This is a genomic window from Providencia sp. UF-224, assembly GCF_058245955.1.
Genome location: NZ_JBSICC010000011.1, coordinates 42,112 through 57,308 on the forward strand (window position 1 = coordinate 42,112; position 15,197 = coordinate 57,308).

Annotated in this window: 19 protein-coding genes; 18 read left to right on the forward strand and 1 reads right to left on the reverse strand. The window is 42.0% G+C overall.

Features of this window, described 5'->3' with window-relative positions; all coding sequences use genetic code 11:
• Window positions 1-2 precede the first annotated feature (2 nt).
• From AC4IFO_RS12275 to AC4IFO_RS12345, 15 genes are all read left to right on the forward strand, one after another.
• Window positions 3-1,115: a phage minor head protein gene (locus AC4IFO_RS12275; protein WP_490734714.1), complete on the forward strand. Its 1,113-nt coding sequence runs from the start codon at window positions 3-5 to the stop codon at window positions 1,113-1,115.
• Window positions 1,116-1,230: 115 nt separating this feature from the next.
• Window positions 1,231-1,995, forward strand: coding sequence for a DUF6651 domain-containing protein (locus AC4IFO_RS12280; RefSeq protein WP_273804183.1), 765 nt, complete (start codon window positions 1,231-1,233; stop codon window positions 1,993-1,995).
• A gap of 91 nt (window positions 1,996-2,086) precedes the next feature.
• On the forward strand, window positions 2,087-3,220 hold the full coding sequence (locus tag AC4IFO_RS12285) for a major capsid protein (RefSeq protein ID WP_490734717.1): 1,134 nt from the start codon (window positions 2,087-2,089) through the stop codon (window positions 3,218-3,220).
• 43 nt (window positions 3,221-3,263) lie between these two features.
• A complete protein-coding gene (locus AC4IFO_RS12290) occupies window positions 3,264-3,434 on the forward strand; it encodes a hypothetical protein (protein ID WP_273804185.1) in 171 nt (56 codons plus the stop codon).
• Between the two features lie 9 nt (window positions 3,435-3,443).
• On the forward strand, window positions 3,444-3,836 hold the full coding sequence (locus AC4IFO_RS12295) for a protein singed (RefSeq protein WP_273804187.1): 393 nt from the start codon (window positions 3,444-3,446) through the stop codon (window positions 3,834-3,836).
• 2 nt (window positions 3,837-3,838) lie between these two features.
• Window positions 3,839-4,225, forward strand: a complete 387-nt coding sequence (locus AC4IFO_RS12300) for a glutamate 5-kinase (protein ID WP_490734719.1) — start codon at window positions 3,839-3,841, stop codon at window positions 4,223-4,225.
• A gap of 1 nt (window position 4,226) precedes the next feature.
• Window positions 4,227-4,640: an HK97 gp10 family phage protein gene (locus tag AC4IFO_RS12305; RefSeq protein ID WP_273804188.1), complete on the forward strand. Its 414-nt coding sequence runs from the start codon at window positions 4,227-4,229 to the stop codon at window positions 4,638-4,640.
• Window positions 4,637-5,032 carry a phage tail terminator-like protein gene (locus AC4IFO_RS12310; RefSeq protein WP_273804189.1) on the forward strand — a complete coding sequence of 132 codons (396 nt, stop codon included), beginning with the start codon at window positions 4,637-4,639 and terminating at the stop codon, window positions 5,030-5,032. The genes AC4IFO_RS12305 and AC4IFO_RS12310 overlap by 4 nt, the downstream gene beginning before the upstream one ends.
• A gap of 8 nt (window positions 5,033-5,040) precedes the next feature.
• Window positions 5,041-5,973: a phage tail tube protein gene (locus AC4IFO_RS12315; RefSeq protein ID WP_490734722.1), complete on the forward strand. Its 933-nt coding sequence runs from the start codon at window positions 5,041-5,043 to the stop codon at window positions 5,971-5,973.
• Window positions 5,974-6,020: 47 nt separating this feature from the next.
• Complete coding sequence (locus AC4IFO_RS12320) at window positions 6,021-6,455, forward strand: phage-derived protein YdaY family protein (RefSeq protein WP_273838971.1); 435 nt, start codon at window positions 6,021-6,023, stop codon at window positions 6,453-6,455.
• Window positions 6,456-6,562: 107 nt separating this feature from the next.
• Window positions 6,563-6,784, forward strand: a complete 222-nt coding sequence (locus tag AC4IFO_RS12325; protein ID WP_490734724.1) for a hypothetical protein — start codon at window positions 6,563-6,565, stop codon at window positions 6,782-6,784.
• A 409-nt stretch (window positions 6,785-7,193) separates the two neighbouring features.
• A complete protein-coding gene (locus AC4IFO_RS12330; RefSeq protein WP_273804193.1) occupies window positions 7,194-7,718 on the forward strand; it encodes a Dps family protein in 525 nt (174 codons plus the stop codon).
• A gap of 318 nt (window positions 7,719-8,036) precedes the next feature.
• The gene (locus AC4IFO_RS12335) at window positions 8,037-9,080 is read left to right on the forward strand and encodes a YeeE/YedE family protein (RefSeq protein WP_273838974.1); all 1,044 of its coding nucleotides are present in this window, start codon (window positions 8,037-8,039) and stop codon (window positions 9,078-9,080) included.
• Window positions 9,081-9,088: 8 nt separating this feature from the next.
• The gene (locus tag AC4IFO_RS12340) at window positions 9,089-9,316 is read left to right on the forward strand and encodes a sulfurtransferase TusA family protein (protein ID WP_273804195.1); all 228 of its coding nucleotides are present in this window, start codon (window positions 9,089-9,091) and stop codon (window positions 9,314-9,316) included.
• A 191-nt stretch (window positions 9,317-9,507) separates the two neighbouring features.
• The gene (locus tag AC4IFO_RS12345; RefSeq protein WP_273804196.1) at window positions 9,508-9,903 is read left to right on the forward strand and encodes a hypothetical protein; all 396 of its coding nucleotides are present in this window, start codon (window positions 9,508-9,510) and stop codon (window positions 9,901-9,903) included.
• 86 nt (window positions 9,904-9,989) lie between these two features.
• Here the strand turns inward: AC4IFO_RS12345 and AC4IFO_RS12350 are convergent, their stop codons facing one another.
• Window positions 9,990-10,343, reverse strand: a complete 354-nt coding sequence (locus tag AC4IFO_RS12350) for a hypothetical protein (protein ID WP_273838975.1) — start codon at window positions 10,341-10,343, stop codon at window positions 9,990-9,992.
• 149 nt (window positions 10,344-10,492) lie between these two features.
• On the opposite strand from AC4IFO_RS12350, the gene AC4IFO_RS12355 reads away from it, so the two are divergent.
• The 3 genes from AC4IFO_RS12355 to AC4IFO_RS12365 all read left to right on the forward strand — a co-directional run bounded on the left by AC4IFO_RS12355 (window position 10,493) and on the right by AC4IFO_RS12365 (window position 15,197).
• Complete coding sequence (locus AC4IFO_RS12355) at window positions 10,493-11,059, forward strand: hypothetical protein (protein ID WP_490734728.1); 567 nt, start codon at window positions 10,493-10,495, stop codon at window positions 11,057-11,059.
• A gap of 159 nt (window positions 11,060-11,218) precedes the next feature.
• Window positions 11,219-11,716: a hypothetical protein gene (locus tag AC4IFO_RS12360; protein WP_490734730.1), complete on the forward strand. Its 498-nt coding sequence runs from the start codon at window positions 11,219-11,221 to the stop codon at window positions 11,714-11,716.
• A 64-nt stretch (window positions 11,717-11,780) separates the two neighbouring features.
• Complete coding sequence (locus AC4IFO_RS12365; protein WP_490734732.1) at window positions 11,781-15,197, forward strand: phage tail tape measure protein; 3,417 nt, start codon at window positions 11,781-11,783, stop codon at window positions 15,195-15,197.

Here is a 15,197-nt window from a genome sequence, read left to right on the forward strand (position 1 = left end):
GTATGGCGACAGCAAATGACTTTATCCAAAATGAAAGCATTGCCCACGCCATTTGGGTCAGTCGGTACAGCACTGGTGTGGCTAGGCGAATAGTTAACTTATTTAACCAGAGTGATGCTGAGCTAGTGGCTCGGCTGTTGGTGGCGATGGACGGGCTAGATGCTAAGAGTTTCACTGTTGAGCAATTAGAAAGCCTGCTGGGTAGTGTTAGAGAAGTCAATAAACAGGCTATTGATTCTATTCAGGCTAGCTTATCTAGTGAAATGCTGGCTTTTGCACAACACGAAGCTGGTTATCAGTTGTCGTTATTTACTACCGCTATCCCTGAGCAAGTGATTAAGCAGGTTTCCCTGCAGAGTATCTCTGCACAACAAGCCTATTCCGCTGCAATGTCTCAACCCTTTCAAGGGCGATTATTGAAAGGTTGGATGAAGAACCTTGAAGCAGACCGCATGGCCAGAATATCAAATGTGGTGAGACAGGGCTTTTTGTTGGGCGATACCACCGAGCAGATAGCTCGAAAGGTACGAGGTCACGCGAATAAAGGCTATCAGGATAGTGCGTTGCAATTAAGTCGTTCAAATGCCATTAGCATTACCAAAACGGCATTAGGGCATATGGGATCCGTGAGCCGCGATCATTTTGCTAACGCAAACAGCGATATCGTCAAAGGTAAACGCTGGATATCAACACTTGATAATCGAACAACACCAGAATGCCGAATTCGTGATCAGCTTATATACACGATGGACAACAAACCGATTGGCCATAAAATTCCGTATCTGCAAGGACCCGGAAAACTGCATTTTTGCTGTCGTTCTACTGAGGTACTTGTTTTGAAATCTGCAAAGGAGTTAGGGCTTGATATTCGCGATATTTCTAACAGCTCCAGAGCCAGTATGGATGGACAAATCCCCTCTGAGATTAATTACTCGGATTGGCTGAAAAACCAAAAGCCAGATAGGCAAGATGAAATACTGGGTAAAACGCGTGCCTCACTCATGCGTGACGGAGGCTTATCGTTTGATGAGTTTTATACCGATAAAGGTGAGTACTTATCACTAGAGCAACTTAAACGAATAGACAGTGAGGCATTTCGTCGCACTAGGCTGTAAAGCCAACTGATTATCAAGACTCCTAACGGGGTCTTTTTTTATACCTGTTATTGGGCGGATGCCACATAACGAACGGTCGGATGACCTTTTAAAGCCGGAAGGCGAGGAAGATAAAATGAAGTTAAAAACAGTTGAAGTGAATGGTAAAAGTTATGCTGAAATTGATGATAAAGGTTTTCCTATTTATCAGCACGATGATGGTAAAGAAATCGGTTTCGATGCGGCGCAAGCAGTTAGCAAAATTGCCTCATTGAATGGTGAAGCTAAATCACATCGTGAAGCCAAAGAAGCGGCGGAAACGAATCTGGCTAAATTCGCGGGTATTGAAGACCCGAAAAAAGCATTAGAAGCCATTGAGACGTTAACTAAAATCGACCAGAAGAAACTGATTGATGCAGGCGCGGTTGACCAGGTTAAAGCAGAAATTACTAAATCATTCCAAGGGCAATTGGATGAAGCAAACAGCAAGGCCAGCACACTTCAAGAGCAGCTTTATAATTCCATGATTGGCGGCAGCTTTACAGGCTCTAAATTCATCACTGACAAAATGGCCATTCCGGCTGACTTTGTTCAAGCCCGGTTCGGTCAGTCATTCAAAATTGAAGACGGCAATGTCGTGGCCTATGACCCGTCAGGTAACAAAATCTATTCTCGTGCTAAGCCGGGTGAGTTAGCAGGATTTGATGAAGCGCTCGAATTCTTAGTGGAGCAGTACCCGCAGAAAGACCACATTTTAAAAGCTTCGGATAACAGTGGCATGGGTTCAAAAGCCAGTCAGCACCAAGCGGGGCAAAAGACAATGAAACGTTCAGCATTTGATTCACTTGACCCAGTCGCTAAAAGTGCAGCATTAGCAGATAAAGTCACAATCGTAGATTAACCCTCCTGATGCCTTTCGGATGATGGGCATCGCTAGGTCTGGATAGGCCATTCAAAAACAAATCATATTTAACTCCCATAAGGAACAATACATGTCCAATACATTAACAGGGCTTATCCCGACTATTTACACCGCGTTAGACACCGTCTCTCGCGAACAAGTTGGTTTTATCCCCGCGGTATCACGTAACGCAAAAGCGGATGCGGCAGCAAAAGGAACCTCAGTCACAGCGCCAGTCGCACCAGCAGCAACCACAGTAGATATTGAACCGGGTGCAACCGCCCCAAATGATGGTGACCAAACAATTGGTAATGTGGAAGTAAAAATTACCAAATCAAAAATGGCACCGGTCAAATGGAATGGCGAGGAACAATTAGCATTAGGCCCAGCGGGAACCTATAACACCATTCTTGCTGACCAGTTTAAGCAAGCATTCCGAGCGCTATCTAATGAGGTAGATGCTGACCTTGGAGCGCTTTATTACGCAACGTCTCGCGCTGTCGGTAAAGCAGGAACGACACCATTTGGTGTGGCGGGTGACTTATCTGATGCAGCGAATGCTCGGCAGGTTATGAGTGATAACGGGTCTCCAACCACAGATTTACAGATGGTATTGGGTTCCTCTGCAATTGCTAACTTACGAGGAAAGCAATCTGTTCTATTCAAAGTAAACGAGTCTGGTACTGACGCGTTATTGCGTGAAGGTATTATCGGTCGTTTAGAAGGTTTTAATATCCACGAATCGGCAGGTGTCAAAAAACACACCTCGTCTGCTACGGGGTATCTAGTCAATGGCGCGAAGAAAGAGGGTGATATCCTCATTGCAGTTGATACGGGTACTGGGGAATTTAAAGCTGGTGATGTTGTTACATTTGCAGACGATGACCATCAGTATGTTGTTGCGGCCGCTTCAGCATCAACCATTAGTTTAGCAGCTCCGGGTTTACGTCAAGATTTGGTTGATGACTCTGCTATTAGCGTGCTTGGAGCATACACCGCGAATATGGCCTTTGACCGTAACGCATTCTTGCTGGCAGCGCGTACTCCTGCAATGCCTGAAGGTGGCGATACCGCAGATGATGTCATGAATGTGACAGACCCTGTATCAGGCATCACTTTCCAAGTGGCACTTTATCGGCAGTATCGTCAGGTTCGCTTCGAAGTCGGGCTATCGTGGGGGGTAGCGCCTGTAAAACCTGAACACAGTTGTATTATCTTGGGTTAAATCATAAGGGGCTTCGGCTCCTTTTTTCTTTGGAGAAATAAATATGGCCAAGGCACCGAATAAAAAAGCGGGTGTAGAACAGTCCAATGAAACGCCCGATGAACAGCAAGAAAAAATCATTGAACTGGTCGTGATGACTCGGGGTGGTATCGATGCCGATGTTCACCCCAATGAAGTTGAACGCTGGACGAATGAGGGCTGGCAGGCTAAGTAAGGGCATTTCATGGTCGAATATATCACGATTGAGGATGTCGATTTAAAACTGGGGGCTGATTGGGCTGATGAGGCTAAAAAGCCTAAATCCGTGCTATCAGCCAACGCGTGGCTAACCTCACTGAATCTTCGTGATTTTGGTCATGGTGATATTCCTGATGATGTAAAACAAGCGGGTGCTTATGCGGCTGAGGTTGCTTCTAAAGGCAAGCTTTATCAGCTATCGGATACCGGTTCACTGACCAGTAAAAAGGTTGATGCAGATGGAGCCTCAGTATCTAAATCCTATGCGGAGTTGAATTCAGGCAGTACAGCACGTTTAGACCCCGACTTGCAACTGGCGTTAGCATTGCTTAGTCAATACGGGGCTAACACTCACCAAGTCCGACTGCGTAGGGGGTAATGATGGGGCTTCATGACGAACTACAAGCTGAATTAGCTGCCGCGTTTGATGAAGACCTCGCGGACGCTATCAATGCTTTTGATGGGAAATATATTATCAAGGGCGATGATTGGGACCCCGTAACGGAAACCAGCACTGATATGGTTATTGAGTATTCAGGGCGGGGTGTTTTATCGCGCTATGCAACCTCAAAAATTGATAACGTGAATATCCTCATGGGGGATTTAAAACTCACCGCGTTAACCAATGAAGTCACTGGCATACCTCAAGTTAACCATACCATCACGACAAAAGACCTCGTTACTCACGAGTTGAGGGCGTACAGCGTTAAATCGGTGGGGACTGACCCAGCAGGCGCGACATACTCTATTCAATTAAGAGGGGGATAATATGGCGAAGCAAAGCTGGTCTATTCCTCCCTCCGCATTTGCGGGGCTCATTGAAGCCGATGTAAACCGAAAAATGCGGGTTATCGCCATACAGTTATTGACTGAGATTGTGCAACGTTCACCGGTTGATACGGGGCGGTTCCGCAATAATAATACGGTGAGCATTCAACATCCTGATTACAGCGAAACGGGCTTTACGGGAGGGGCTACATTAGAGCGTGGTTCAAGCAGTGGTGTGCAGGCGTATTCGATGGGGGTCGGTAAAATAGGCGAAGCCAGTCGAGAGCGTTTTCCTGTCATCTATATTCAAAACAATCTCCCCTATGCTTCAAGTCTTGAAAATGGTCATTCTGGCCAAGCGCCTGAGGGCGTTTATCGGTTGTCGTTCGAAAGCATAGCACAGGCATACAAATGACATTAACGGAAATTAGAAACGCCATCATTCAACGTATGACGGCACAGACCACTATTGCCAAAAGTGATGTGAGATACCCCAACGATAAGCCATATGACCCAACGGGAAAATCTATTTGGGCACGTTTGACTATCAAGCATGGCTTATCTGGTACACAAGAAATTGGACGTGGCCCCGTGGTTCATCGTACCGGCATCGCATTTATTCAATTATTTGTTCCCTTGGAAACAGGCACGCTTTTTATCACTCAAACGGCAGACCAACTGAAAGATTTATTTGAGAATCAAACCGACGGTCAATTGGATTACTTTTCGGTGTCTGCTGATGATGTTGGTGATGAAGGGCATGGCTGGTACCAACTAAATTTATCTATTCCATATCGCGCACTATAGGAGGCTAAATGTCATCAGGTGCTAAGGTCATCACGGCGTTTATCCGTGAGACAACAACGGGTGTCACTCCGACAAGTGGCAAGTGGGATTTATTAACGCGAACAAGTTATGGCGTAAAACCCACACAAAATACGTCTGATAATGACGAAATTGGCGGCTCTCGCATGGCGCAAGGTAAGTCACTCACCACCGTCGACGTAGGCGGCGATATCGGGGCTAAGTTTCGCTATGGGCAACATGATGCATTTTTAGCATCTTGCTTTGGCGCTGAGTGGGTAAGCAATACCTTAACAATGGGCAATGAGCGTATCACTTTCTCATTAGCAACATTTGCCGCTGACATTGGTGTCGCGTCAATTGCTCGCGGTTGTCAGGTAGGCGCAATGCAACTCGAAACGCCAGCGGATGGTGATGTAACATTTTCGATCACCTTTGCCGGGCTTGGGTTCGACTCGAAAGGTGATGGTACTAAATACCATACCGAACCGGTCGATAATGCAGGCAAACTGCGTTATAGCTTTAAAACGGTCACTAATCTTAAGCTTAATGGTATTCAAGGTGGTAATGGCTTCTGTGTTGATTCATTTAGCTTGAACTTTGACAACAACATGCAAGTTCAGCGCTGTATTGGTACCGGAACGCCATTTGCGGGGGCGAATATCCCGACCACTTTTACCCCATCAGGCAGCATTACGCTCTCTTGGTCTAAAGCGGCATGGGAAATTTGGAAGAAAACATTAACCGGTGAAACTATCCCGTTTGAGTTCACGCTGCAAAATGCGGAAGGGGGTTATACGTTTTTATTCCCAGCCGTGCAGGTTGATGGTGATTGGCCTGATGGTGGAAACACTGACATTATTCAGGTTCAACTCAACATCACCGCCGCAGACACACCGCCAACAATTACACGCATTCCACCCGTCAAAGCGGATGGGAAATAAACATTGATAGCTCGTTAATTCGGGCTTTTATAACTAGAGGGAAGAAAATGATTATTCTAAACAGTGATTCAAAACTAGAAGCCGTAAAATGGATTGAGCCAATTGCTGGGCTAAAGCTCCTCGTGTGCTCTATTGAAAATGAGTTTTATCGCACGACTAGCGCAACGATTTACAGACATATTGACCGTTTAGATAACAAGATGAATGTGGGTACGCCTGAATTCGATTTATCGAAAGTTGATATCGCACAAACACCTGATGATTTACTGATGGCCACAACAGCCCGTTACCTAATTAAAGGATGGGAAGGCGTTGGTGAGGTAAATGAAAGTGGTAAGCAAGTTGCGATTGAGTTTACCCCTGAGCGCGGTGCGATGCTGTTAAAGCAAAAGCCAGAGCTGTACTGGAAAGTATTAAACGCAGCGGTTGAGTTAGGGAAAGAAGAAGTTGAGCAAGTTGCTGATGCAGTAAAAAAGCACTAGAGGCTCAGAAGTGGCTATCTGAGTTTGGCGGCGAACTAGGTGATAAGGCCAAGTGGAAACGAAAGAAGCTAGGGCTTCCTGATATTCCTGCTCCTGAGTTTGACGGTGTGACGAATGAATTATTGATTGCTTATGGCTTAATTTCGCGAGGTCGTCGTTACACAGAAATGACAGGATGCCCACTTCCACTATCACTCACAGATATCGATAGATACCTATCTGCAAGGCCAACAGCCATAAGCCGCAAAGAGTTTGATGCAGCTATTTTTGCGCTTGATGATTTATTTCGTGAGGAGTGGGTGAGAGAGCAGGAAATCAGAAAGCAGTAAAAAAATGCCTAAGCATAATGGTGCTAACGAAGAAATTATTTTGATTTGTTTTATTGAAAAAGCATCTGATAAGCACTCTTTAGTAATATTGCTTTTATCACTGTAAAATTTAATCATTTGAAATAAAAATTCAAATAATATTATTTTTCAGATTATAGTGCTGAAGTCTCTAATTTTAAGGTAACGAAATCTAATGATAATAATATCCTATACGATATGGAATTGATGTATTTAAATTAGATGTAGATCAATAAATGATATTATCAAACCACATAATTAAAATAATCAGCACATAATGAAAAGCAACGTTGTTTAAAGAGTTTCATAACTAGTTAAGGAGCATATGGAAAGATATTAGTGCAACGACTTTTATTATCAAAATGAATGCAACTATCTCTAGGAGTTAATCATGAGTAAAGCTAAAGAACTACAAATCCGCCCACTTAAAACGCCAACAGATTTGACTCAAAATGCAACAAAAGATATCAGTGGAGCAATGAACGCAATTTTAGCTGATATTTTTGCTATTTATTTAAAAACTAAAAATTTTCATTGGCATATGAGTGGTCCACACTTTCGTGATTACCACTTATTACTCGATGAACAAAGTGAACAACTATACTCCATGACTGATCCAATAGCTGAAAGAGTCCGTAAAATAGGTGGTATGACTATACGTTCTATAGGACAAATATCTAAGATGCAAAGGATTAGTGATAACAATGCAGAATACGTAGAACCTTTAGATATGCTTGCTGAGCTTTGCGAAGATAATAAGATGTTGGCTTCTGAATTTCGAAAAGCACATGAAGTGTGTGCAGAACATGGTGACTATTCCACCACTAGCCTAATAGAAAACTGGATTGATGAAACAGAACGTCGTGTTTGGTTCTTATTTGAGGCGTGTCGTGAAGCTAAAACATCAGGTCATTAGCGTAAAAGTTTCTTTATAGTCAATTGAGTTTAATACTTTTGTGGGGCATCAGAATTAGATGCCCCAGTGTTTTTTCTGTGCAGCCAACTGTCTGGAATATGCATTCGCCATTCCATTATTAATGTCGTGGGTAGAATATATGTCTGAATAAGGAGTTTAGGGCTGAGGGGGAAAGATTCACAATTGATGATTAGGCCGTTTTTTATATAAGACTTATTACTTATAAATACCTCATTTAGTTTGATGATATATGATATACATCTAAAAAAGACATAACTTATTATAGTAAAGTCGCCCTTTTCAATAGGAATGATGTTTATGATAAGTTTATCTCATCTATCCGGGCTTTTCTTAGGAATTCTCCTCGGTTTTGTTATGCAGCGTGGGCGTTTTTGTATGGCTGGTGGCCTACGTGATCTTTATCTTTTTCGTGATAGTCGAATGCTTATAGCAATATTAATTGTTATATCTATTCAGAGCATAGGTTTATTTATATTTTCTTATTTAGGGATAGCGAAAATTCCTGGCGATACTTTTCCTTGGTTAGCAACGATCGTTGGTGGTCTTCTGTTTGGTATTGGTATGGGGTGTGCTGGTTCATGTTCGACCGGTGCTTATTATCGAGCTGCAGAAGGGTTGATTGGCAGTATTTTAGCGGTAGTTGGTTTTATTATAGCAAGCTGGTTAATTAGGCAGCCAATATTAAAAAATATATTTCAACCAATCACTTCACCTAGATTAGAAAGTGGCACTATTACGCAAACATTCAATGTACCACCCTATATCGCTATTTTGATATTAGTTGCTATTACGATTTTTTTTGCTTCCCGACATATACAAAAGAACAAGCTAATAAAAATACCTAAAATGAAAGCGAAAAAAAAAGGTGTTGCACATATCCTTTTTGAGGCTAGATGGCATCCTTTTATTTCGGCAATAGTTATTGGTGTTATTGCATTATTGGCATGGCCATCTAGCCTGTCTGATGGAAGGGTGGGTGGTTTAGGGATTAGTGGGCCTAGTGCGCAGTTTTTTACTTTAGTTACGGAAGGTAACTTGAAGTTTTTTAATTGGGCTGGATTTTTACTAATGGGTATTTTTGCTGGGGCTTTTATTGCGGCTAAGGGAAGTAACGAATTTAGACTGCGAAATCCAGGGTTCCCTATTATCGCTAAAAGTTTTACTGGTGGCCTGCTTATGGGAATTGGTAGTGGATTGGCTGGTGGTTGCATGCTAGGCAACACATTAGTCAATACAGCTTGGTTTTCTTGGCAGGGCTGGGCATTTATCCCATGTATTATTATTGGTAGCTGGATTGTGAGTTATTTTACAATTATTCGTCCTCAATATATTAAAAAGTGAGATAGGTAATGAATACAATTAAGTTAGATACATGTGGCCATTTATGTCCATTTCCTTTAATTGAAGCTAAGAAAGCAATTGGGTCAATGAATGTTGGTGATTTATTAGTCATTGAATATGATTGTGCTCAGGCAACAGAAAATATTCCTCGTTGGGCTGCTGAAGAAGGTCATGAGGTTGTTGAATTTGAACAAGTATCAGATGCGCAGTGGCGTATGCAGATAAGAAAAGGCTAATCAAATAATATAAATTAATGAGAGCTGTTTAAGTGTAATGTTGACGTAGTTATGTTTGATAGCCCTTACTAAATAAAAGTCGTATTTGACTACCTTTTATAGAAACCCACTAACGTGGGTTTTTTATTTGTTTGAAATTTAAATTGAGAGTACATTTTAATCAATTGATTTAATTTTGATGGTGATTTGATGTGTACACTAAAATTTTACGAGTTTTATGCGTTTTGTTATTGATATTACTATCCTTTGTCTTAGGGATTTCAGTTAGTGTTAGTAAAAAACCTACTCTTATTGATGGTGCCAAACAGATGGTAATGGACTTTATGCATCAGCCTAATGCAGCCGATATCAAAAACGTTAAGTTCTATTCAATTGGTTCAAGTATGGGAAATAAGGTAGTTGGTAATGTTTGTGGTGAAGTTTTCACATTTAAAGATGAACTGCCTTATAAGTACAAGAGATTTATTGTTGAGGTTGCAGCGAATCAAGAAGGCGAGTGCGTATTCTCTATCCCTTTATTCGACTTTGAAGGTGAAATGATGCCAGAGCCCGATTTCCAGAAGATATGGGATGATAGGTGTAACTAGACCTGCTACGGCAGGTTTTTTATTGCCTGAACTTTGTAGCCTACTTATTTTTTCGATTTTGTGGACTCACTAAATTGATAACTAAACTAGTCGGAAGGCATGCCATCATCATTAAATTTGACACCAAGACTTTCGAGTTTTTTTCGTGCCGCGTGATGGACGACACCTCGTTTATTAGCTTTGGGTTCGAGTAGCTTGAATAGCGTCGCATTGCTAACATTAGCGTTATTAATTACTTCAATGCGAACCCCCCAAAACTTATCATTGGCGAATAAATCTAAAATTTGTTCATCAGCATCTGGATTGGAAGCGGCAACTGCTCTAATTGCTTGGTTTGGGTCAGATAAGAATTGTTCTAATTCATAATAATTGGATGCACCAATTGCGGTTATATAGCGTAGCCTTTCAGCCTCTTTTTGCTCAGGTGTTTTCTTTGCCATTTTATTACCTTATAAAAAATCCTATGGAATTGTCATATAAGACTAGCATAGCTATAGGGGTAATTTAGTGGGATAAGTCCAGATCTGTTTGCTTCAATTTGCATCCTCGCTAAGCTAACATTACTGAAACTAATTGATGGGATGGTGAGATGAAAGGATACATAGCTGCTAGCTTGCTAATGGTGATGTGCTTTGGTTCTGTTGCTGAAAGCAATAAAGATACCGCTCCATTCGGGTTTAAATGGCAAGCATCGGTAGATGAAGTCAAAGAAAGTATTTCTGGCAATTACACTATTGTTAGCGAGGAAATTAGTTGCCCAATAAGCAAGTTAAAGCTAATTAAGACTAATGAAGAATATGCAGGTAGTTGGGTGTATGAATTAGGGTTCTTTACTCCAAGGTCAGGCGATAAGTTCATTGGATTGAACGAGGTTAGCTATAGCAAATCATCAAAAGATAAAAAAGCTATTGATGAGGATTTTAAAAATGTACGGGCTGAGCTCACAAGCCGCTATAAAGAAAAAGATAACGAAAACAATACAACAGATGAAATGTCATTCACTTATGATAGTCCTTACGTAACTGGTTTACTTGCATACGAGGATGGCTATTCAGGTTGGCAGGTAACCGCGATTGTACTAAACACACCGACTTTAGATAGAAAGGAGTGGGTAGAGGTGTACGATAAGGCAAAATCTCAGTGCTTTAAGCAGTAAGGTAAATAGTTGGCACTAATCTCAGCCTAACCTACACATAACCCAAGGACGGGCTTGTAATCCAGATCACACATTACGCCTCTTAACTGAGGTCTTTTGCGTTCAATTGCTGAAACTATTTGCTAATATTCAATCATTAATAATTAAAAGGTATTGATGATGAAAAGAATATTACTAGTTGCTGCGGTGGTTGCTTTGCTGGCTGGCTGCGACAGCAAACAAGACGCCCCGTTCGGCCTGAAGTGGGGGCAGAGCATGGATAGTGTCAGCTTCATTAAAGATGGTGATTGTGAAAAAGAAGATGGAATTACCACATGTAAATTTGATAACCAAAAGCCATTTAATGAGTGGACGTTTTCAAACGAATTAAAGTTTGATGGGGATGAACTTATTGAAATAGGTACTGTATTTGCAGGAATTGAAGATTACAGCCCTAGTTTTAATGATTTTAAAGAAAAATTAAGTAATGAAACTGAGTTTTTGCTAAGTAACGGTTTTGATAAAGAGAAATTAGGCCAAATAAAACAGAGGTGTGAAGAAAGCGCCAAATGCGACAAAACAAGTGAAAGAGCTAAGACTTCGGTAGGAAATGTTAGTATTTGGATTACGACAATTTCAACTAAAAACCCAATTGAAGTAACAACCTACACTAAGTAAAAGATTAACCAACCCAATGCAACCCTGCCAATCGGCGGGGTTTTTTCGTTCTAGGAGATAGGAAATGGCAGAGCAAACCTCAAGGCTAGCAATAATTTTAGATAGCACAGGAGCAAAGCGGAGTGCAGATACTCTTGCAACATCATTAGAGCGACTGACTACTCAAGGTGAAAAGGCGACAGGTTCAACAGATGAGTTAGGATTTTCATTTAAACGACTTGCAGCATCAGCTGCAGGTGCAATGTCTATTGGTGCTGTGATAAAAATGGCGGACGGGTGGGGACAAGTTGCCGCTCGAATGAAAAATACACTTAAATCGGTTGAGGGTGATATCAAAAATTATGCGGATATCCAAGAGCGACTTTTAGTTATCAGTAACCGTAACGGTAAGAATATCGAAGATAGCCAGTTGTTATACATTGGTGCCGCAACATCAATGCAAGAACTCGGTTACAACACAACGCAGACCATTGATTACATTGAATCACTTTCTTCCTCAATGACCGCTAACGCATCAAGTGCTAATGAAGTTCTATCTATGCAGAATGCGCTTAATAAATCGATGGTTGCAGGCAAGGTTGCTGGTGAAAACTGGAACTCAATAATGAATGCTACACCTACATTGCTAGGTGATATTGCTAAACAGCTAGAAAAGCAAAATGGTGGTATTAAAGTTACAGAAATGGAAGTCAAGAAGCTTGCAGTAGACGGTAAAATCTCATTTAAGTTATTTGCTGATGCTGTTATGGCGGCTAAAGACGCCAACAATGCACTTGCTGATAGCATGGATAACACTGTTGCTGATGGCCTTACTCGTGTTACGAACTCGGCAAAAGCTTATTATGGTGAGCTTAATCAGAGCTTAGGAATAACTCGTGCCATATCAGCTAGTCTGGCAACGGTCAGTGATAACTTTGGTTCGGTTTCTACGGTATTAACTGGCATTGTTGGTATTGGAGCTGCTCGTTATTTTGGCGGACTATCTACAAGTATCTATGATACGACAAAGAAAACGGCTGAAAATGCGCTAGTAAGTCGTAAATTAGCGGTAGATAAGGTTAGTGTCGCAAAGGCTACATTGACACAAGCACAAGCCGATAAAGCAGCAGCACTATCCGCTATCGCCGCTACGAAAGCGCAGCAAGCAGCAGCAACTACAGAAGTTCAGCGTATTTCATTAAAGACTCAATTAGCCAATCAAACGGCAGTTCTTACAGCAGCAACTAAAGCGGAAACCGTTGCGACGACTGAGCTTGCGGCAGCACATGGTAGGCTCAGTGTTGCAAACAACCTTGTCAAAGGCGGGCTTGCATTAGTAGGTGGCCCTGTTGGGTTAGCCATGTTAGCGGCGGGTGGTATGTATGCATTCTCCGCTAGTATGCAACAAGCAAAAGATGATGCGGTAGAGTTGTCTAGAGGGCTTGACGGTCTAATTGCAAAGCTAAGAGAAATGACCAGAGAGCAGAAAATTTTAAAAGTTGATGAGCTTAACAAGTCAATTCCAAAACTAAGCTCGGTAGAGTTAAAAGCGTCAGGTGAAACATCAAAAGCAATAGCTGAGGTAGAAAAGCTAAAGCAATCATTGATCGAAATAGAGTCTGGTACTGATAAGTATGAAAAGGCAACGCTAAAACTAGCAAAAGCTGAAGATAGACTACAACTTGCGTTAGCGAACGAAAGGATTGCTCAAGATGATAAAACCAGAGCGCAAAACACAGCAAAACTTATTCAAGCAGACTTAAATGGCACATTACTACAAAGTGCTGACCTATTAAGAGCCCACACACAAACAACACTTCCGAATGGAGCTGCGGCATTCAGAAGCTTTGGTTTCGATGTTGGCGCGGCAGCTAATGCTTTAGGTAAGTTTAATGCGGCATCATTACAGATTAACTTTAGTGATGGTGGCGCGAGACTTAAGAAGCAGCTGGAGCGTGATTTAGCACTAGCGAAGAAGACAGGCGAAGAACGTGCTAGGTTGCAAGCGAAGTATGCGGCAGAAGATGCAGGCGAAACAGATGAAAGAGCTATAGGTAATTTGCAGGATTTAGCTGCATTAGTTTATAGCCAGAATGAAGCTCAAAAGAAGTTAACTAAATCCCAAAATGCCACTTACTCAGAATCTGCCGCACAGAAGATGCTATCAAGCCTCAAAGAACAGCAGATGGTGTTAATTCAACAGCGAGATACCAGCAGCAGCTTAGGCAGCCAGCAACAAGCATTAGTTAAATGGGAGCAGCAGCTCGCTGACATAAAGGCTAAGAAAACCCTCACTGCAGATCAAAAATCACTACTTGCTAATGCTGAACTGATCACCCTTGAAATGAAGCGCAATGCAGAAATTGAGAAAACTATTCAGCATCGTGAAGCCGAAGTAAAAATTGCATCATTCCATAAGCAAATGATGGAGGAAGCCGAACAAGCGCAGAAACGCTATAACCAGACAATAGAAATGGCTGGTATGGGGACACTAGCACAAGGCAGGATGCAAGAACGTTTCCAAATCGAAGCGGAATTTGAGCGTAAGCAAGCGGACTTACAAAAGCAGTTTCAAGATAAGTCCACAGGTATGACAAAGGCGATGTATGACGAAGAAACACAGTTTATTTCTAGTCAACTACAAGAGCGCTTAGCAATGCTTGAGGATTTTCATGTGAAACAAGATGCGATGCGAGGTAACTGGACGCTCGGTGTGCATATGGCATTACAGAACTATGCCGATAACGCGAGGGATTATAGCCAGCAAGCAGAAGGATTCATTACTAATTCGCTGCAAAATATCACAAGCGGCTCTGCTGATGCGTTAACTGACATCGTGACCAATTCTAAAAATGCCTTTGATGCGATTGGTGACTTTTTTGCCGATTTATCTAAGTCTATCATTAAAGACTTAATCCGGATCGCTATTCAGGCGCAGATCACAAATGCTATCACTGGATTATTTGGCGGCATAGCTGGCGGTTCAGGGGCGGCTGCCGGTGCGGGGGCCTCTACATCGGGAACTGGCGCTATGGGAATGTCAACGAGTTGGAGGGCTTATAGTTCAGGTGGTTATACAGGCAGGGGCGGTAAATATGATCCGGCTGGTATAGTGCATAAAGATGAGTTCGTTTTTAATAAAGAAGCAACCAATAGCATAGGAAAGGAAAACCTGTACGATTTAATGAATACAGGGGAGATGCCAAATTATCAATTAAGTCCTGATGCTTATGCAATGAAATACCTTCACCCTGCAAGCCAGACTAATAACACCACCAATAATTCGAGCGTTAATAATGCGTCTGAAACCAATGAAAATTCTCAGTCGACTATCACCATTCATCAAACTATCTCTGTGAATGGAAATGGAGATAAAGCGCTCATAAAAGCATTACAACAAGCGGCATCTGTTGGTGCAAAAAGAGGAGCTGATGAAGCGGTGGCAAGAATTCAGCGTGATTTTGCCACTAATGGAAATACGAGAAAACTATTAGAGAAATAA